Annotated in this window: 17 protein-coding genes and 2 tRNA genes; 9 read left to right on the forward strand and 10 right to left on the reverse strand. The window is 63.0% G+C overall.

Annotation, left to right across the window (positions count from 1 at the left end):
* Window positions 1–350: 350 nt before the first annotated feature.
* The 10 genes from QMG61_RS16655 to dnaA all read right to left on the reverse strand — a co-directional run bounded on the left by QMG61_RS16655 (window position 351) and on the right by dnaA (window position 11,270).
* Window positions 351–423, reverse strand: a tRNA-Ala gene (locus tag QMG61_RS16655).
* 36 nt (window positions 424–459) lie between these two features.
* Window positions 460–533, reverse strand: a tRNA-Ile gene (locus QMG61_RS16660).
* An 83-nt stretch (window positions 534–616) separates the two neighbouring features.
* Window positions 617–1,024 carry a DUF3566 domain-containing protein gene (locus QMG61_RS16665; protein ID WP_283495459.1) on the reverse strand — a complete coding sequence of 136 codons (408 nt, stop codon included), beginning with the start codon at window positions 1,022–1,024 and terminating at the stop codon, window positions 617–619.
* Window positions 1,017–3,566: a DNA gyrase subunit A gene (gene gyrA, locus QMG61_RS16670; protein WP_283495473.1), complete on the reverse strand. Its 2,550-nt coding sequence runs from the start codon at window positions 3,564–3,566 to the stop codon at window positions 1,017–1,019. Before gyrA ends, QMG61_RS16665 begins: the two co-directional genes overlap by 8 nt.
* 73 nt (window positions 3,567–3,639) lie before the next feature.
* Complete coding sequence (gyrB, locus tag QMG61_RS16675) at window positions 3,640–5,616, reverse strand: DNA topoisomerase (ATP-hydrolyzing) subunit B (protein WP_283495460.1); 1,977 nt, start codon at window positions 5,614–5,616, stop codon at window positions 3,640–3,642.
* Between the two features lie 122 nt (window positions 5,617–5,738).
* On the reverse strand, window positions 5,739–6,227 hold the full coding sequence (locus tag QMG61_RS16680) for a DciA family protein (protein WP_283495461.1): 489 nt from the start codon (window positions 6,225–6,227) through the stop codon (window positions 5,739–5,741).
* A complete protein-coding gene (recF, locus tag QMG61_RS16685; RefSeq protein ID WP_283495462.1) occupies window positions 6,220–7,443 on the reverse strand; it encodes a DNA replication/repair protein RecF in 1,224 nt (407 codons plus the stop codon). The genes QMG61_RS16680 and recF overlap by 8 nt, the downstream gene beginning before the upstream one ends.
* 5 nt (window positions 7,444–7,448) lie before the next feature.
* Window positions 7,449–8,336 (reverse strand): phosphogluconate dehydrogenase (NAD(+)-dependent, decarboxylating), encoded by an 888-nt coding sequence (gnd, locus tag QMG61_RS16690; protein WP_283495463.1) that lies wholly within the window; start codon window positions 8,334–8,336, stop codon window positions 7,449–7,451.
* A 2-nt stretch (window positions 8,337–8,338) separates the two neighbouring features.
* Window positions 8,339–9,487 (reverse strand): DNA polymerase III subunit beta, encoded by a 1,149-nt coding sequence (gene dnaN / locus QMG61_RS16695; RefSeq protein ID WP_283495464.1) that lies wholly within the window; start codon window positions 9,485–9,487, stop codon window positions 8,339–8,341.
* A 364-nt stretch (window positions 9,488–9,851) separates the two neighbouring features.
* Window positions 9,852–11,270 carry a chromosomal replication initiator protein DnaA gene (dnaA, locus tag QMG61_RS16700; protein WP_283495465.1) on the reverse strand — a complete coding sequence of 473 codons (1,419 nt, stop codon included), beginning with the start codon at window positions 11,268–11,270 and terminating at the stop codon, window positions 9,852–9,854.
* A 393-nt stretch (window positions 11,271–11,663) separates the two neighbouring features.
* Between dnaA and rpmH the strand changes: the two genes are divergently transcribed.
* From rpmH to QMG61_RS16745, 9 genes are all read left to right on the forward strand, one after another.
* The gene (gene rpmH, locus QMG61_RS16705) at window positions 11,664–11,801 is read left to right on the forward strand and encodes a 50S ribosomal protein L34 (protein ID WP_134507576.1); all 138 of its coding nucleotides are present in this window, start codon (window positions 11,664–11,666) and stop codon (window positions 11,799–11,801) included.
* Window positions 11,802–11,809: 8 nt separating this feature from the next.
* Window positions 11,810–12,190 carry a ribonuclease P protein component gene (gene rnpA, locus QMG61_RS16710; protein ID WP_283495466.1) on the forward strand — a complete coding sequence of 127 codons (381 nt, stop codon included), beginning with the start codon at window positions 11,810–11,812 and terminating at the stop codon, window positions 12,188–12,190.
* A gap of 6 nt (window positions 12,191–12,196) precedes the next feature.
* Window positions 12,197–12,508 carry a membrane protein insertion efficiency factor YidD gene (yidD, locus tag QMG61_RS16715; RefSeq protein ID WP_283495467.1) on the forward strand — a complete coding sequence of 104 codons (312 nt, stop codon included), beginning with the start codon at window positions 12,197–12,199 and terminating at the stop codon, window positions 12,506–12,508.
* Window positions 12,509–12,516: 8 nt separating this feature from the next.
* On the forward strand, window positions 12,517–13,488 hold the full coding sequence (gene yidC / locus QMG61_RS16720; RefSeq protein ID WP_283495468.1) for a membrane protein insertase YidC: 972 nt from the start codon (window positions 12,517–12,519) through the stop codon (window positions 13,486–13,488).
* Window positions 13,489–13,506: 18 nt separating this feature from the next.
* Window positions 13,507–14,022, forward strand: a complete 516-nt coding sequence (locus tag QMG61_RS16725; RefSeq protein WP_502847055.1) for a Jag family protein — start codon at window positions 13,507–13,509, stop codon at window positions 14,020–14,022.
* A gap of 13 nt (window positions 14,023–14,035) precedes the next feature.
* Complete coding sequence (rsmG, locus tag QMG61_RS16730; protein ID WP_283495469.1) at window positions 14,036–14,665, forward strand: 16S rRNA (guanine(527)-N(7))-methyltransferase RsmG; 630 nt, start codon at window positions 14,036–14,038, stop codon at window positions 14,663–14,665.
* 85 nt (window positions 14,666–14,750) lie between these two features.
* Window positions 14,751–15,689 carry a ParA family protein gene (locus QMG61_RS16735; protein WP_283495470.1) on the forward strand — a complete coding sequence of 313 codons (939 nt, stop codon included), beginning with the start codon at window positions 14,751–14,753 and terminating at the stop codon, window positions 15,687–15,689.
* Window positions 15,689–16,657 (forward strand): ParB/RepB/Spo0J family partition protein, encoded by a 969-nt coding sequence (locus QMG61_RS16740; RefSeq protein ID WP_283495471.1) that lies wholly within the window; start codon window positions 15,689–15,691, stop codon window positions 16,655–16,657. Before QMG61_RS16735 ends, QMG61_RS16740 begins: the two co-directional genes overlap by 1 nt.
* A 1,506-nt stretch (window positions 16,658–18,163) precedes the next feature.
* A complete protein-coding gene (locus tag QMG61_RS16745; protein WP_283495472.1) occupies window positions 18,164–18,361 on the forward strand; it encodes a hypothetical protein in 198 nt (65 codons plus the stop codon).
* Window positions 18,362–18,951 lie beyond the last annotated feature (590 nt).

Genomic DNA, 18,951 nt, shown 5'->3' on the forward strand with positions numbered 1-18,951 from the left:
TCACCGTCGACCCGAACCAAACCCTCATCCCGCTGAAGAGCAAGGCCGAACGCGTCGGGTGACGCTGACCTGGGGGGTCTCGACAGGCTCGACCACCGGGGCTCGACCACCGGGGCGGGGTCACCGGGTCTCGACAGGCTCGACCACCGCGGTCACCGGGTCTCGACAGGCTCGACCACCGGGTCTCGACAGGCTCGACCACCGGGTCTCGACAGGCTCGACCACCGGGGCTCGACCACCGCGGTCACCGGGTCTCGACAGGCTCGACCACCGGGGCTGTGGGGGTTCTGGGCCCCGCTAATGACGAATGCCCGGCTCTCGCTCAAGCGAGACCGGGCATTCGGTGTTTGTGGAGCCACGGGGAATCGAACCCCGGACCTCCTGCTTGCAAAGCAGGCGCTCTACCAATTGAGCTATGGCCCCGCATGATCACGGGGACGTGTGTGTTGCAGTACTACGTGGGGATACCGGGATTTGAACCTGGGACCTCTTCGTTATCAGCGAAGCGCTCTAACCAACTGAGCTATATCCCCCTATTGAGCAGATTTGAGACTACCGGATCGAGCCGATTTCTCCCAATCGAGCCGTTGGACGGCTCGATTGGGAGTGGTTGACCCTAGTTGTTCGTGAAACCGACGAGCAAACCGCCGGTAATCTTCACGCTCAGATTGTAGAGCACGGCGTAAACGGCACCCAGGGCCGTGATCACGACGGTGTTGAGGATTGCCACGACGAAGGCGAAGCCCATGACGTTCCCGAGTGACAGGATGCTGGCCAGATCTGCAGACGAGCCGGCGATGTCCGCATAGAGAGCATCGACCTTTTCGAAGATCCCGGTTCCGTTGAGCACGGTGAAGACCAGGAAAGTCGCGACAATCGTCACGATTCCGAGGCACAGGGCGATCAGGAAAGACAGTTTCACGGCCGACCAGAAGTCGATGTACACCAGCTTGAGGCGCACCTGCTTTCCGGTGCTGGGCCTGCGGCCCGACTTCTTGGCGAGTTTCTCGGCGACACTACTCATTTACAGGCTCTTCCTTCCCCAAGTCACTCTCCGGCTCGGCCGCGACGATCTCGGCCACCAGATTGCGCTCAGTGTTCTTCGCTATGGCAATGATTCTGTCTTCATCCGCAAACTTAGCGAAGACCACGCCCATCGTGTCCCGCCCCTTGGCTGGGACTTCGGCGACGTCAGAGCGTACCACCTTGCCGCTGGCAAGAACCACAAGGACCTCGTCCTCCTCATCGACGATGAGAGAGCCGACCAGGAAGCCACGGTCGTCATTCAACTTGGCCACCTTGATGCCCAGTCCGCCACGGTTCTGGAGTCGATACTGGTCCGCGGCGGTGCGCTTGGCGTAGCCACCCTCGGTGACCACGAACACATAGCCGTCGTCGGAGACGACGGATGCGTCGAGCAGTCTGTCCTCGCCGCGGAAGTGCATTCCAATGACGCCGGAGGTGCTGCGACCCATCGGTCGCAGCGCTTCGTCCGACGCGGTGAAGCGAATGGACATGCCCTTACGGGACACGAGCAGCAGGTCGGAGTCGTCTTCGACGAGCAGCGCGGAGACGAGCTCGTCGCCCTCGCGTAGCTTGATCGCGATGATGCCGCCGGTGCGGTTCGTGTCGTACTCGCGCAGCGCCGTCTTCTTGATCAGACCATCCCTGGTCGCCAGGGTGAGGTACTGGGCGACGCCGTAGTCACGGATGTCGAGAATCTGAGCGATCTCTTCACCCGGCTGCAGCGCGAGCAGGTTGGCCACATGCTGGCCCTTGGCATCCCGACCGGATTCCTGTGCTTCATAAGCCTTGGCCCGGTAGACCCGGCCGGTGTTCGTGAAGAACAACAACCAGTGGTGGGTGGTCGTGACGAAGAAGTGTTCGACGACGTCATCCGCCCGCAGCTGCGCGCCCTTGACGCCCTTGCCGCCGCGGTGCTGGTTGCGGTAGTTGTCACTGCGGGTGCGCTTGATGTAGCCGCCGCGGGTGACGGTGACCACCATTTCTTCTTCGGGAATGAGGTCCTCGACCGACATATCGCCGTCGAAGCCGAACATGATCTCGGTGCGCCGCACATCGCCGAACTTGTCGGTGATCTCGGTCAATTCCTCGCTGATGATCGTGCGCTGGCGTTCCGGGCTGGCCAGGATCGACTTGAACTCCACGATCTGAAGCTCGAGTTCGGCGGCCTGGTCGATGATCTTCTGACGCTCCAGGGCGGCCAGTCGGCGCAGCTGCATGGTCAGGATGGCGTCGGCCTGGAGCTTGTCCACGTCGAGCAGGTCCATCAGACCGGTGCGGGCGTCGTCGACCGTCGGGGAACGACGGATGAGGGCGATCACCTCGTCCAGGGCATCGAGAGCCTTGAGGTACCCGCGCAGGATGTGCGCATCCGCTTCGGCTTTGTTCAACCGGAACTGGGTGCGGCGCACGATCACGTCGACCTGGTGGGCGACCCACGCCGCGATGAACCCGTCGAGGGACAGCGTTCGCGGGATGCCATCGACGATCGCGAGCATGTTGGCGCCGAAGTTCTCCTGCAGCGGGGTGTGCTTGTAGAGGTTGTTGAGAACGACCTTGGCGACCGCGTCGCGCTTGAGCACGATCACGAGGCGCTGGCCGGTGCGACCCGAGGTTTCGTCGCGGATGTCGGCGATCCCGGCGATCTTTCCGTCCTTGACCAGATCGGCAATCTTGATCGCAAGGTTGTCCGGGTTGACCTGGTACGGCAGCTCGGTGATCACGAGGCAGGTGCGACCCTGAAGCTCCTCGATGCTGACGACGGCCCGCATGGTGATCGAGCCGCGACCGGTGCGGTACGCGTCCTGGATGCCCTTGATGCCCAGGATCTGCGCGCCGGTCGGGAAGTCAGGTCCCTTGATCCGCAGGATGAGCGCTTCGAGCAGCTCGTCCCTGGTCGCGTCGGGATTCTGGAGGTACCAGAGGGCGCCGGCGGCGACCTCGCGCAGGTTGTGCGGCGGGATATTGGTGGCCATACCGACGGCGATGCCGACCGAGCCGTTGACGAGGAGGTTGGGGAACCGGGCCGGCAGCACGGTCGGCTCGAGCGTGCGACCGTCGTAGTTGTCCTGGAAGTCGACGGTGTCCTCGTCGATGTCGCGCACCATTTCGAGAGCCAGAGGGGCCATCTTGGTTTCGGTGTATCGCGGGGCGGCCGCACCGTCATTACCGGGGGAACCGAAGTTTCCCTGGCCGAGGGCGAGCGGGTAGCGCAGGCTCCATGGCTGGACGAGACGCACGAGGGCGTCGTAGATCGAGGAGTCTCCGTGCGGGTGGAACTGGCCCATCACGTCACCGACGACACGAGCGCACTTGGAGAATGCCTTGTCGGGGCGGTATCCACCGTCGAACATGGCGTAGATGACCCGGCGGTGCACCGGCTTCATACCGTCACGAACGTCGGGCAGGGCGCGCCCGACGATGACGCTCATCGCATAGTCGAGGTAGGAGCGCTGCATCTCCAGCTGGAGGTCGACCTGGTCGATCCGGCCGTGCTGCACGAGGTGCTTGGCCGCGGCCTCGGCATCCGCAGCTGCGACCAGGCTGTCGCCGATGCTCACCGCGGAGGTGTCGTCGCCGGTGGTTTCGTCGTTGGTGGTGTCGTTGGTGGTGTCGTCAGATGTCAAGGAAACGCACGTCCTTCGCGTTCTTTTGGATGAAGTTTCGGCGGGACTCGACGTCCTCGCCCATCAGGGTGGAGAAGATCTCGTCGGCCGCTGCCGCGTCGTCGAGCGTGACCTGGAGCAGCGTGCGGGACTCAGGGGCCATGGTGGTTTCCCACAATTCCTTGTAGTCCATCTCGCCGAGGCCCTTGTAACGCTGGATGCCGTTGTCCTTCGGGATCCGCTTACCGGCGGCGGCGCCGTCGGCCAGCAGCGCATCGCGCTCCTTGTCGGAGTACACGTACTCGTGCGCCGAGTTCGCCCACTTGAGGCGGTACAGCGGCGGCTGGGCGAGATACACGTAACCCAGATCGATCAACGGGCGCATGTAGCGGAAGAGCAGGGTCAGCAGCAGGGTGGTGATGTGCTGGCCGTCGACGTCCGCGTCGGCCATGAGCACGATCTTGTGGTACCTGACCTTGTCCGGGTTGAATTCCTCGCCGATGCCGGCGCCGAACGCCGTGATCATCGCCTGCACCTCGTTATTACCGAGGGCACGGTCCAGACGAGCCTTTTCAACGTTGAGGATCTTGCCGCGCAGCGGGAGAATCGCCTGCGTCTCGGGATTACGACCCTGCACGGCGGAACCGCCGGCCGAGTCACCCTCCACGATGAAGATCTCAGAGATCGACGGGTCCTTGCTCTGGCAGTCCTTGAGCTTGCCCGGCATCCCGCCGCCCTCGAGGAGACCCTTGCGGCGTGCGGTTTCCCGCGCCTTACGCGCGGCCATCCTGGCATTCGACGCCTGGAGCGCCTTGCGGATGATCTCCCGCGCCGGGTTCGGGTTACGGTTGAACCAGTCGGACAGCTGGTCGTTGGCGACCTTCTGCACGAACGACTTGGCTTCGGTGTTGCCGAGCTTGGTCTTCGTCTGGCCCTCGAACTGCGGCTCGGCAAGTTTGATCGAGACGACCGCGGTCAGGCCCTCACGCACGTCGTCGCCGGTGAGGTTGTCATCCTTTTCCTTCAGGATGCCCTTTTCCCTGGCGTACTTGTTGACCAGCGTGGTCAGCGCGGCCCGGAAGCCCTCTTCGTGGGTGCCACCCTCGTGGGTGTTGATCGTGTTCGCGTAGGTGTGCACGCTCTCGGTGTACGCCGTTGTCCACTGCATGGCCACTTCCAGGGCCATCTTGCGCTCGTGGTCCTCAAACTCGAACGAGATGATGTCCTCGTTGACCAGATCGGCCTTTTTCGCCCGGTTCAGGTATTCGACGTAGTCGACGAGACCCTTCTCGTACATGAAGGTCTTGTGGATCGGGTTGCCCTCTTCATCGAGCTGGTCCGGCCGCTCGTCGATGAGCGTCAGGCTCAGGCCCTTGTTGAGGAACGCCATCTGCTGGAATCGGGCGCGCAGCGTCTCGAAATCAAACTCGATCGTTTCGAAGGTCTCTGCGCTCGGCCAGAACGTGATCGTGGTGCCGGTCTCGTCGGAGGCCTCGTCCTTGGTGAGCGGGGCGTCCGGCACACCGTCGTGGAAGCGCTGGCGCCAGACGTGATCCTGCCGGCGCACCTCGACGTCGAGGCGGGAGGACAGGGCGTTCACGACGGAGCTTCCGACGCCGTGAAGTCCGCCGGAGACGGAATAGCCGCCACCACCGAACTTGCCACCGGCGTGAAGAACGGTCAGTACGACCTCTACGGTCGATCGACCCTCGGCCTTGTGGATGTCGACCGGGATACCACGTCCGTTGTCGGAGACGCGAACCGCGCCGTCCGCCAGGATCGTGATGCCAATCGTGTCGCAGTGACCGGCGAGGGCCTCGTCGACCGAGTTGTCCACGATTTCGTAGACGAGGTGGTGCAGGCCCCGCGGTCCCGTTGAACCGATATACATACCGGGTCGTTTACGAACGGCTTCAAGTCCTTCGAGAACCTGAATATCGTCGGCACCGTATCCGTGCTCCGGCTCGATCTGTGGTTCAACTGACATCTGTAATTGGGCTCCTGACCGTCGCGCGGGCGACCCTTCAGCCTACCAAATCGGCACGCGTCCCCGGGCCAAAATCGGCGATCTGACGCGATTTGTTCCCTGGGGTGACCAGATTTGTCTCCCTAACCGTAGGTATCGCGCGGACCGCGCCCTGGGATGGATCTGGGGCCCTTTTTCCAGGAGGGGGCGTTGGGTCCCTGAAAACGGATCGACTCAATTCCGGCTTCCGGATACCTCACCGCGATGTGGGTCATGATGTCGACCCGCATCATCCGCAGCTGTGTTGCCCATGCGGTCGACTCACATTGCACGGTGAGAACTCCATCCTCGATCCCGGCCGGGGTCGAGTGCTTGGACGTCTCCTCGCCGGCGAGTTCGATCCACGACGCGAGCAACTCGGATTGAGCGAGCGGGGAGTTCCAGCCGAGCTGAAGGGTCAACGAATTGATCGTGTCGCCCAGGCCACGCGGGTCACGCCCCGCCCCGAAAGGAACGCTCGAGCCGGTTTCGTCCCTGGGGCGACGCCTGGCACGCACTCTCTTGGCATTCGGATCGCCGAACACGTCCTTGAAACGCAGGTAGACCCGGGATGCCTCGCTCGGCTCAGCCATCGACGACCGCCCCCGCGTGAATGTGGATGGTGTGCGCCGTCAGTTCCTCGGGAACGTCCTCCAGCACGGCCGCGGTGATCAGAACCTGTTGAAATCCGGTGACCGCCGCCGCCAACCGGCGCCGGCGGGACAGATCGAGCTCGGCGAACACATCGTCGAGAATGAGGACCGGGTCGCCGCTGGACGAATCCCGCCGGAGCAGCTCCGCCGACGCAAGTTTGAGGGCGAGCGCGAATGACCAGGATTCGCCGTGGCTGGCATACCCCTTGGCGGGCAACTGGTTGAGCATGAAGACAAGATCGTCGCGATGTGGGCCGACCAGCGTCATTCCGCGGTCGAGTTCCTTGCGACGCAGTCCGGCCAGTGCGGTCCGGAACAGGTCGACGGTCGACGCAGCCCCGGTGTTCGAGCTTGTCGGGCCCCCGACACCCCCGGCGGTCTCGACAGGCTCGACCACCGGGGCAGGCTCGACCACCGGGGCAGGCTCGACCACCGAAGCGGCAGTCTCCTCGTCCGCACCCATGATGCTGAGCGAGCTGAGGAGTGCCGGCCCGTGGTCCTCGCCGGCGACGGCTTCGTACGCATTCCGGAGCGGTTCACCGAGCTCACGCACGAGTTCAACCCTTTCGTCGATGATTTCGGCGCCCAGTTCGACGAGCCGATCGTCCCAAATCTCCAAAGTTCCCAACTGGGTGGTGCGGAGGCCGGACGCTCGCGCGGATTTCAGCAGGGTGTTGCGCTGGCGGAGCACCCGATCGTAGTCCGCGAGCACACCGGAGAGCCGAGGCGTGCGCAGAATCAGCAACTGATCGAGGAAGCGCCGTCGCCCGGACGGGTCGCCTCGCACCAGCGCCAGATCTTCGGGGGCGAACAACACGCTCGAGAAATAACGAGGAAGGTCCCGGGTCTTGACCGCCGAGCGGTTGACCTGCGCGCGGTTCAGCCCGGACCGGTTGATCTGAACCTCGGTGAGCAGGTCCCGCCCGTTGTATTCGAGCCTGGCCCGGATGATTCCAGCGTCCTGCCCGGCCCTGATCATCGCGGAGGTCGTGGACACCCGATGCGAACTGAGGGTACTGAGAAAACCGAGTGCCTCAACAAGATTGGTCTTGCCTTGCCCGTTGCGGCCGACGATGAGGTTCGGCCCGGGTTCAAAAGGAACCTCGACCGCCGCATAATTGCGGAAATCCGTCAATGAGAGGTGAGTGACCCGCACTCGAGTCAGTCGGCCTTCTTGACGGCGTGACCACCGAACTGGTTGCGCAATGCCGCGACAGCCTTCATCGCCGGCGAATCCTCCTGGCGGGAGACGAAGCGGGCGAAGATGGCCGCGCTGATCGTCGGGACCGGAACGGCATTATTGATGGCTTCCTCAATGGTCCAGCGACCCTCACCCGAATCGTCGACGAATCCCTCGATCTCGCCGAGTTCCGGGTCCTCGTGCAGCGCTTTCACGAGCAATTCGAGCAGCCAGGAGCGCACGACGGTTCCGCGCTGCCAGGCCGTGAAGACACCGGGAACGTCCTTGATCAGGTCGTCGCGCTTCTCGAGCAGTTCATAGCCCTCGGCGTATGCCTGCATCAGCGCGTATTCGATGCCGTTGTGCACCATCTTCGCGTAGTGTCCGGCCCCGACGTCGCCCGCGTGCACGAAGCCTTCTTCGCGCGGTCCAGAGGGGCGCAGCGCGTCGAAAACGGGCATGGCGCGCTCAACCTGGTCGGCGGATCCGCCGACCATCAGCCCAAAACCATTCTCCAGACCCCAGACACCGCCGGAAACGCCGGCGTCGATGTAGTTCACACCGGTCTTGGCGAGCAGAGCCGAATGGGTGAAGTCATCGGTGAAGCGGGAGTTGCCACCGTCGATGACCAGGTCACCATCGCTGAGGAGCCCGGACAATTCGGTCACCACCGAGGTGGTGATTTCGCCGGCCGGAACCATCACCCAGACCAGGCGAGGTGCGGGGAGCGCGGCCACGAGATCGGCGGTGGACGCAACATCCGTCACCTCGGGGTTGCGGTCGTATCCGGTCACGTCAATGCCGGCCGCACGAAGGCGGTCACGCATGTTCCCACCCATTTTGCCGAGGCCGATGATCCCGATGTGCATGGTTAGCGCAGCAACAGGTTGGGCTGGAGCAGGTACTTGTAGCTGTCGGCCCCCGCCTGTTCGCGGGATGTCTGGCTAGTGATCAGCACCGGGCCCGGTTTGTTGGGATTCTCTGTCTTCGTGAACGAAATGCGCACGAACTCGGAGTGGACGGCGCCGAGGCCGTCGAGCAGGAACTGTGGCTTGAGTGAGACGACCGTCTCAGTTCCGGACAGGATCGCGTCGATCGTTTCGGAGGCCTGCGCCTGTTCGGATCCGACGGCCTCGAGGGTGAGACCATCCGCGGTGAAGGTGAATCGCAGCGCCGCCTCACGTTCGAGGACGAGCTGCACACGACGGGTCGCTTCGATCAGTTCGGCCGTGTTCATCACGGCGTAGTTGTCGACGTTCTCGGGGAAGAGCCGGCGCACGGGCGGGTAGTTGCCCTTGATCAGCAGGCTCGTGACGGTCTTCTTGTCGGCGGTGAACGCGATCAGTTCGCGGTCATCCGTGTTCGTGATGGCCACCGAAATCGTGCCGCTGTGGCCAAAGGTCTTGCCGACCTCCTGGAGTGTGCGGGCGGGGACGAGCGCAGTGATGGTGTCCGTGGCCGTGTTAGTGCCCGGATCCCAGTCGATTTCTCGAACGGCGACGCGGTACCGGTCGGTTGCCACGAGGCTGAGGCTGTTCTCGGTGATCTGCAGCTGTACACCGGTGATGACCGGAGTGACGTCGTCACGAGAGGCGGCGACGGCAACCTGGGCGACGGCCGCAGCGAATTCCTCGGCGGGCACGAGCCCGGACTGGGCGCTGACCTGCGGGATGCTCGGGTATTCCTCAACCGGCATGGACAGCAGGGTGAAGCTGGCGGAGCCGCAACTGACTGTGATGCGTGATTCGTTCGTTGAGAAGCGCACGGGTGCGTTGGGCATCCGGCTGGCGATCTCGGCCAGAAGACGCCCCGAAACGAGAACCTTGCCGGGCTCCTCGACATCCGCCGCGATCTCGGTCTGCGCGGAAACCTCGTAGTCGAAGGACGACAGGATGAGGCCGGTTGCCGTCGCTTCGATCAGCACACCGCTCAAAATGGGCAGGGTAGTGCGCTGGGGAAGGAGCTTCACAGCGAAAGAAACGGCTTCGCTGAAAACGTCCCGGTTGGCCTGAAATCTCACGAAGTCACTCCTGTCGCTGGGAGACCTGGATACGGCCTCAATGCTAGTCGGGTTTTTTTGTCATTCGATGCGCCGGTGCGGAGCAGTAAAGGTTGTCGGATGGAGAGAGATAGAAGTTAATTGTTAATCTTCTTAACCGTTGTGGAAACTGTGGATAACTCTGTGGATGACGCGGAATCACTGGGAACTACAAACATGTAACTTGTTGGCAGCCTGTGAGCGTTAATCCCACTTCGGTGCCGTGCCCCTCTTCGTTCCGAGGGAGTTTGCACAAGCGAAGCCCGAGTTTCTACAGGTTCTACCCTGTTGTCCAAAGAGTTTCCACAGGGTTTTCCACAGGTGTGAAAACTGAGGATATTGCGGCTTATTTGTACCGATGGTTCTGCTTGATGCGGTTGGTGAGCTCTGTCACCTGGTTGTAGATCGAGCGACGTTCCTTCATCAGCTCGCTGATCTTCTTGTTCGCGTACATCACCGTGGTGTGGTCGCGGTTGCCGAAGAGCTGGCCGATCTTGGGCAGCGAGAGGTTGGTCAGCTCTCGGCACAGGTACATTGCGATTTGACGCGCCGTGGCGACGGCCTGGGAGCGGGAGGAGCCGTACAGGTCGTCGACGGTCAGCTTGAAGTAGTCGGCCGTGTTCGTGATGATGTCCACCGGGGCGATGACGTTGTCCTCATCGAGGGTGATCAGGTCCTTCAGCACCGTCTGCACAAGATCCATGTCGACCGGAGTGCGGTTGAGGCTGGCGAAGGCGGTGACCCTGATCAGGGTTCCTTCGAGCTCGCGGATGTTGGAGGAGACCTTCGACGCCATGAACTCGAGGATGTCGTGGGGCACCTGGAGCTTCTCGCTCTGCGCCTTCTTCCGCAGGATGGCGATGCGGGTCTCCAGGTCCGGCGCCTGAACGTCGGTGATCAGGCCCCACTCGAAGCGTGACCGCATCCGGTCCTCGAACCCGGTGAGGTGTTTGGGCGGCAAGTCACTGGTGATCACGACCTGCTTGTTGTGGTCGTGCAGGGTGTTGAAGGTGTGGAAGAACGCTTCCTGCGTTTCGGCCTTGCCCTGGAGGAACTGGATGTCGTCGATCATCAGGATGTCGATGTTGCGGTACCGGGCCTGGAAGGCCGACCCCCGGTTATTGGCGATCGAGTTGATGAAGTCGTTGGTGAATTCCTCGCTACTGACGTAGCGCACGCGGATGCCGGGATACAGGCTCATTGCGTAGTGGCCGATGGCGTGGAGGAGGTGAGTCTTGCCCAGTCCCGACGAGCCATAGACGAACAGGGGGTTGTAGGCCTTCGCCGGCGCCTCGGCGACCGCCACCGCAGCGGCGTGCGCGAAACGGTTGGACTGGCCGATCACGAAGTTGTCGAAGCTGTATTTGTTGTTCAGCCGGGTATCGTGCGGCCGTTCGGGTGAGGTGCTCTCGAAGACCGACTGCGGCGCGGCCGGGGTATCCACGTCGGGCTGAGACATGATCTCCTGCACCGGGCGGATCGATTCCTTCTCCAGTTCCGGGTTGACGACCACGTAGAACGTGGAGACCGCGGTCGATTCGGAGAGATGACTCATGGCGGTGAGAAGAGGCACCCGCATCCGTTGGTTGAGCATGCTCGCGGTGAATTCGTTGGGCACCTCGAGGTAAAACGTTCCCGCGGCGATACCCTTGGGCTCAACCAGATTGAGGAAGCCGTAGAGCATCGGTGTGATGGTGTCGTCGGACTCCAGGCTGGTCAGTACCGCCTGCCAGGTGTCTGCGATGGGTTGTTCGTCGGTGGCCATGGTTCCCCGTTATCTCTATTTGTCGTCTTCATGACGCGGAGACGGGGGTGCGAGCTCGTCTCTGAACGCGTCTTCCAGCCAAAGCATCCACAAGGTTATCCACCGCCTGTGTGCAAATAAGGCTGAATTCTCAGGGTTTGTAGAGAACCTGTGGATAACTTTGTCCTCACGGTAGCCAATCCGCCACGGTGTGGCAAAACTTGTTGGCTTTCTGTGCGCGTGTCTTGCTCGATTGGAGTGAAATCTTGTGCAGAATCGATCTTTTGGGCAACTCGAGTTTGACCATCAGTGGTCGAAGCCGTAGTTTTAATCAGTTGACCCCAGCCCGAGGGCTACCTCACTCTTTCCCGGCCGCTTGTTTTGGCCTACGGAGATTTAACACGTGGAGACAAAATGAGCAAGCGTACTTTCCAGCCGAACAACCGCCGCCGCGCCAAGGTGCACGGCTTCCGTCTTCGTATGCGCACTCGCGCCGGCCGCGCGATCCTCGGTGCTCGCCGTCGCAAGGGTCGCATCGAACTTTCCGCTTAAGCACTCTCGTGCTCGCGGGGGCCAATCGCATCACCGCCGGTGACGACTACAAGCTGGTCGTTCGCCGGGGTGCGCGGGTCGTTGGCCCACACCTGGTCGCGTATCTGCGCCGGAATCCCGAAGGGGAGCCGGTGCGGTTTGGTTTCATCGTGGCCAAGAACGTCGGGAATGCCGTCAGGCGCAACCGTGTTCGACGGCGCCTGAAGGCGGCCAGTTTCAGTCTTTTGCCGACGGTGCGTCCGGGCACGGATGTCGTCATCCGGGCCCTCCCATCGGCGAACGATGTTTCATGGCCCGAGTTGTACTCCGAAGTGGCTGGTGCGTTGGGCAAATTCCAACGTCAGCCCGGAGCGGCTCGGGTCGATGTTGCACCCCCTGGGAATCGATGAATTTCGATGAATAGGGTTGTCGCGACCGTGGTACTGCTCCCCCGTAACGCGGGGGTCATTCTGCTGCGCGCGTACCGAGCCGTGATCTCACCGCTTTATGGCGATGTTTGCAGGTACTATCCCTCTTGTTCGGCCTACACGCTCGGGGCGGTTCAGGAACACGGCCTCGTGGTCGGATCGGCCTTGGGAGCCCGCAGGCTGGCTCGGTGTCATCCATGGGCCGAAGGCGGAATCGATGACGTTCCCCTGAAGCGAAAGCGTCGCTACACGGTGACGCCGTTTGGATTTGTTGTCATACAGAGCCACGGAAAGGGCTGACCCAAAGTATGGACCTCCTAGGTACGATTCTCTGGCCTCTGAAATGGGGAGTCGAGCTTCTGCTCGTTGCCTTCCACTGGTTGTTCACCAACTTCGGAATGGGCTACGCCGACGGCATCACCTGGGTGCTGTCCATCGTCGGCCTCGTTCTGGTTGTGCGTGCAGCGTTGATCCCCATCTTCGTCAAGCAGATCAAGAGCCAGCGCAAGATGCTCGAGGTCGCTCCGCAGCTGAAGAAGATCCAGGACAAGTACAAGGGCAAGAAGGACCAGTTCTCGCGTGAGGCAATGTCCCGCGAGACCATGGAACTCTACAAGCGCACGGGCACTAATCCGCTCAGTTCCTGCCTCCCTCTGCTGCTCCAGATGCCGATCTTCTTCGCCCTGTTCTCGGTGCTCAACGACGCCCAGCACGCCAAGACCGGTGTCGGCCCCCTCAACGCCGCACTCGCCAAGAGTTTCGGCAGCGCCACCCTGTTCGGCGATGCGCCACTGAATGACTCCTTCGCGTCGCAGTGGACCCTCATGACGGCCGGCAACCCGTTCAACCTGGCGGTCATGATCATCGCCGCCACCATGGTTGTCCTGATGACCGCGTCACAGTTCATCACTCAGCTTCAGATCGTCTCCAAGAACATGTCGCCGGAGACCAAGGCGAGCCCGATGTTCAAGCAGCAGCGCATCATGCTCTACCTGCTTCCCCTTGTCTTCGCCTTCTCCGGTGTCGCGTTCCCCCTCGGCGTGATGTTCTACTGGCTGACCTCGAACGTCTGGACCATGGTCCAGCAGTTTATCGTCATCCGGAATATGCCGACGCCCGGCAGTGAAGCCGCCAAGGCCCGCGAAGAGCGACTTGCCCGCAAGGGTAAGCTCATCGCCACCGACGGTGACGTTATCGTGGTCGAAGAGCCCAAGAAGCCGCAGCGTCAGCAGCCGATCGCCAAGAATCGTGCCAAGAAGCAAACCGGCCCCAAGAAGTAGAAGAGACAGAAGACCAACGTGACTGAGAACACTGACGTGATCGCCGCGGATGCCCCGGCCGATGACTCCCCCACCCTCGACCAGCTCGAGAAGGAAGGGGACATCGCCGCCGATTATATCGAGGAATTCCTCGATATCTGCGACCTCGACGGTGACATCGACATCGACGCTCGCAACGGGAGGGCCTACCTCTCCGTGCAGGCGACGGATGCCGACAACCTCAGGCTTCTTTCCAAGCCGGAGACGGTGAACGCTCTCCAGGAACTCACGCGTCTGGCCGTGCAGAACAAGACCGGTTCCTTCTCCCGATTGATCCTCGACGTGGGCGGGTCGCGGGATGCCCGCCAGGCCGAACTCGCGTCGCTGGTCGCTCGTGCAATCGAGCGCATCGAGGGCGGCGCGGCCGAAGCCTCCTTGCCGGCGATGTCCTCCTACGAACGCAAGCTCGTACACGACCTTGTCTCGGAGCACGGCTACGTCTCCGAGTCCAAGGGCGAGGGCCGGGATCGCCACACGGTCATCTCCGCGTCTTAGCCGTACCCGCACCGTGACTGAGATTCTCGAGGCCGAGCCGTCCGTTGCCGCCGAACTTTTCGGCGACCGGATCGAGGTTGCGCGCTCTTTCGCCAGGAACCTCGCCGATCAGGGCGAAGAACGAGGCCTGATCGGGCCGCTTGAGCTGCCCCGGCTCTGGAGTCGGCACATCCTCAACTGCGCGATCGTTGCACCCCTGCTTCGACCCGGTCTGGTGGGCGACGTCGGTTCTGGCGCCGGCCTGCCCGGTCTCGTCCTGGCCATCGCCCGGCCGGACGTGTCCTTCGTGTTGATCGAGCCGATGGAACGCCGGGTGGCTTGGCTGACCGAGCAGGTCGCCGCGCTCGGCCTCGAGAATACGACCGTGACCCGGGCGAGGGCCGAGGACGTTCGTCTCCCCCAGCGTCTGGATCAGGTCACGGCGCGAGCGGTGAGCGCGTTCCGCACCCTGATCCCCCTGACCGCTCCCCTGCTCCGACCGGGCGGAGAGCTCGTCCTGATGAAGGGCGCGGGCGCGCAGGGCGAGATTGAAGCCGCGGCGAAGGCCATCCGCAAATATCATCTCGATAATGTCGAGGTAATCACGCTCGGCGAGGGCGTGCTTCCGGACGTCACGAGGGTCATTAGGGCTACAGTTGATTAGTCCCCGATTTTCGGCCTGAGCGACATTTGCGGGCAGAATCGGGGCCTCTGGATGGCTCATTAACCGTCGACTGCAAAGGTTTCACGTGAAACATCCTGGCGAGAACCAGCAAGGCACCACGACAGCCCCGGGGTTCGACGACACCACTCCCCTGGCCCGCGAGATCTCGGAACTGACCCGTCGCCGTCAGGTGATCGCGGCCGAGCAACTGCCGAAACCCGAACAGACTCGCGTGATCACCATCTCCAACCAGAAGGGTGGGGTGGGCAAGACCACGACCGCGGTCAACCTGGCCGCCGCGCTCTCCAGACAGGGCGCTCGCGTGCTGGTGATCGACCTCGACCCGCAGGGTAATGCCTCCACCGCCCTCGGTGTCGAGCACCGCGCCGAGACCGCCAGCGTCTACGACGTCATCGTCAACGACATGGAGTTGGCCGCCGTCGTGCAGGAAAGCCCGGAGGTCGGCTCGCTCTACTGCGTGCCCGCCACCATCCACCTCGCCGGCGCGGAGATCGAACTCGTCTCCCTCGTGGCCAGGGAACAACGGCTCAGCCGCGCGCTCGCCCACCACTTGAAGACGATGGACGACCCCTACGACTATGTCTTCATTGACTGCCCGCCGTCCCTGGGCCTGCTCACGATCAACGCTTTCGTCGCCGCGCGCGAAGTCCTCATCCCGATCCAGTGCGAGTACTACGCGCTCGAGGGACTCAGCCAGTTGCTCAAGAACATCGAGTTGATCGAGAAGCACCTCAATCCCGAGCTCACGGTGTCGACCATCCTGCTCACGATGTACGACAGCCGCACCAACCTGGCCAACCAGGTGGCGCAAGATGTGCGTGACCACTTCCCAGATCAGGTGCTGAGCACCCTGATTCCCCGTTCCGTGCGGGTTTCTGAGGCCCCGAGTTACGGGCAGAGCGTCATCAGTTACGATCTGAACTCCGCAGGATCGCTCTCCTACCTCGAGGCAGCCGCTGAAATCGCCCGCAGGGGCGCCCCCAGGACAGGAGAAGCGCAGTAATGGCTAAACGAACCGGACTCGGTCGGGGCATCGGCGCCCTGATCCCCATTCAGGAAGATCCGACCCTGGCACGTCCGGTCGATGTGTTCTTCCCGTACTCCGACGCACTTCGCCCGGTGGATTCGACGGAGGCCACGGAGTCGCCCGAGCTTCTCCCCGTCCCCGGGGCTCGTCTCGCGCACCTCAATCCGGCGGACGTCGTGCCGAACGCCCACCAGCCGCGCAGCGTCTTCGACGAGAGTGATCTGGCCGAGCTGGTGCACAGCATCCGCGAGGTCGGTGTTCTCCAGCCGATCGTGGTGCGCCCTATCCCAGAGCAGCCCGGCAAGTACGAGCTGGTCATGGGCGAGCGCAGGCTGCGTGCCACGAAGGAGGTAGGCCTCGACACGATCCCGGCCATCGTTCGCGACACCGCGGATGTCGACATGCTGCGCGACGCGTTGCTGGAGAACCTTCACCGCGCTCAGCTCAACCCTCTCGAGGAAGCCTCGGCCTACCAGCAGCTGCTTTCCGACTTCGGTATCACCCAGGATGAACTGGCGCTGAAGATCGGTCGCTCCCGCCCTCAAATCACAAACACCATCCGGCTGCTCAAATTGCCGGCGGCTGTGCAGCTTCGCGTCGCCGCGGGAGTTCTCACGGCCGGTCATGCCAGGGCGATCCTCTCCGTCGGCGATCCCGACGGGATGCTGCGCCTGGCCGACAAGATCGTGAACGAGGATCTTTCGGTGCGGGCGGCCGAAGCCGCGGCAACTGCCGTTCCTAGCGCGACCGTGGCGAAGCCGGCGGCCGGGCGGCGTCAGGGTCACCTGGACGAGATTGCCGAACACCTTGGTGACCGCCTCGACACCCGCGTGAAAATCCACCTGGGTGCACGAAAAGGCCAGATCACAGTGGATTTCGCCACTATCGGCGACCTGAATCGTATCCTGACCGTTCTGGGCGAACCTGGCTTCGGCGCGAACTGAAGTATCCCGACACGGGCAGTCCCTGACTCGTCACTGCGCCCATTGTGCGGAGACGATCTGTTCTAATGGCCGCTGTGTGCGTCTGAGCGCGACTGGGTTCCGACGGCCCGCGCTGGGCGCTCACGGGCCCTGCTGGACGTCCAGCGGTTCGTGGTGCACTATGCCTGTCTGAGCCTGACTGAGCCTGTCTGAGCTTGTCTGAGCTTGTCTGAGCTTGTCTGAGCTTGTCTGAGCTTGTCTGAGCTTGTCTGAGCCTGTCATGCGGCTCGTCATGCGGCTGGTCGCGTGGCTCGTAAGGCGTGGTGCCCTCCGGCGAAACCGGTCGTCCAGCGTTGGACGTGTCGAGGGTGTGTGTCCTGTGTCACCGTCCAGAGGCGGCTCACTGTTGTCTGTTCGGTGTCAGGCCGTAGCCACTCCCCCGGCCTCGAGTCTGTGCTCGGCCCGGGCTCATTCCGCCTGTCGGCGCGCCGTGCGTCTCCGTTCACCGTGTGGATATGACCGTGTCGCGCGCCCGCGCCCGCGCCCGCGCCTGCGCCCACGAGCCGGCCGATCGTTCCCGGGTTGCGAACCTGGTCAGGGTCGATAGGGAGTCGCCCCAGCCATCCGAACTTCGGATATCTGCCAATCAGGGAGGGCTATCGACCTGAGTGGTCAACCACTCCCCCGTGGTCCTCATGGCCTCGGGTTTGTAGCCGGATGCTCACACTCCACGATGCCTGCCGTCAACAGGTTCATCCGGGGCCGGGTTTCACGTGAAACATGCATTCAACTGGTGGAGGCTTGTCGTGGTGCGAGGCGGCGGCTGCAGCTGGGTGATGGTGTTACCGGTAGCGCCCGGAGTCGGGTCTGAGGACCCTGGGGCGTGTTGGCAAGGACGGTTCGCAAGACTCCCGGTCGGGCGGCCTGAGAAGTCCCGGCCGTCCCGGCAGGATCCCGGGGTCGCCGCGATGGCCGGTCGCGCCCGTCGTTCATGTGGTTCTCACGTTGGCGTGTCCTCTGGGGCAGAGGCAGAGGCAGAGGCAGAGGCAGAGGCAGAGGCAGATGCAAGAGCAAGAGCAAGAGCAAGAGCAGGAGCAGGTGCAGGCCAGGTGGAGCAGCAGGAGCAGGTGCAGGCCAGGCGGCGCAGCAGAAGCAGAAGCAGAAGCAGAAGCAGGCCAGGCGGCGCAGCAGAAGCAGAAGCAGGAGCAGAAGCAGGAGCAGGAGCAGGAGCAGGAGCTGAGGCAGAGGCAGAGGCATACGCAGAGGCAGAGGGCGAGTGCGAGGAAGCGGGGAGTTGGGCGCAGAGGGAGGGGCGGGAGCGGAGGAGGGCATGGCATAAGCGATACTTGTCGCGGTCTGTTCGTGTCTGACCGCGATACGGCAGCAATGACGGGCGTCACCTTTGTGTAGTTTCACGTGAAACATCGGACTTCAGCTCCCGTTCCGCGCGGTGGTCGAGTTTGTCGAGACCATGCCTGCGCGCTGGGGCGCCGTTGCGGTGGCCCTCGTCTCTACAAACGGCCGCCGGTGCTTCCTTCTGTCGGGACGGTATCTCCCGACTCCCGCCCGGTGGTCGAGCTGATCGAGACCCGTCCTGCCGACTCACCCTCGGTGGTCGAGCTGGTCGGGACCTGTCCTGCCGACTCACCCTCGGTGGTCGAGCTCGTCGAGACCTGTCCTGCCGACTCACCCTCGGTGGTCGAGCTGGTCGAGACCCGACTCTAATTCCCCGCGGTGGTCCGCCTAGTCGAGACTCAGCGTCCCGATTATCACTCGGTCGTCGCTCCCGCGGGGCTCGCATCTGCAGACACCCGCTGGTGATTCCGCGTTTCTAGTCCCGGCTCCCCGACTCCCGCCCGGTGGTCGAGCTCGTCGAGACCCGTCTTCCCGGCTCACCCTCGGTGGTCGAGCTCGTCGAGACCCGCCTCCTATCCCCCGCGGTGGTCCGCCTAGTCGAGATTCGGCGTCCCGATACTCGCCCGGTCGTCGCTCCCGCCGGGCTCGCATCTACAGACACCCGCTGGTGATTCCGCGTTTCTAGTCCCGGCTCCCCGACTCCCGCCCGGTGGTCGAGCTCGTCGAGACCGGTCCTGCCGACTCCCGCTCGGTGGTCGAGCTTGTCAGTGATGATGGTTGGTGGGGTCAGGGTGGTCTGACTCAGAGCTTGTCTGACGCTTCGGCTGTCTTTGTCTCGATGCGTCGGCCGGTCTGGCCCTGACATTGTTTTGTCACGTTCAGGATGCCGATCATGACTTGATAGGAGCCTGGCTAAAGTCTCTTCACTGACCTGTCTGCCGGCAGCCTGAACGCTGACC

Source organism: Cryobacterium sp. PH31-AA6, assembly GCF_030063195.1.
In the GTDB taxonomy this organism is placed as follows: domain Bacteria; phylum Actinomycetota; class Actinomycetes; order Actinomycetales; family Microbacteriaceae; genus Cryobacterium.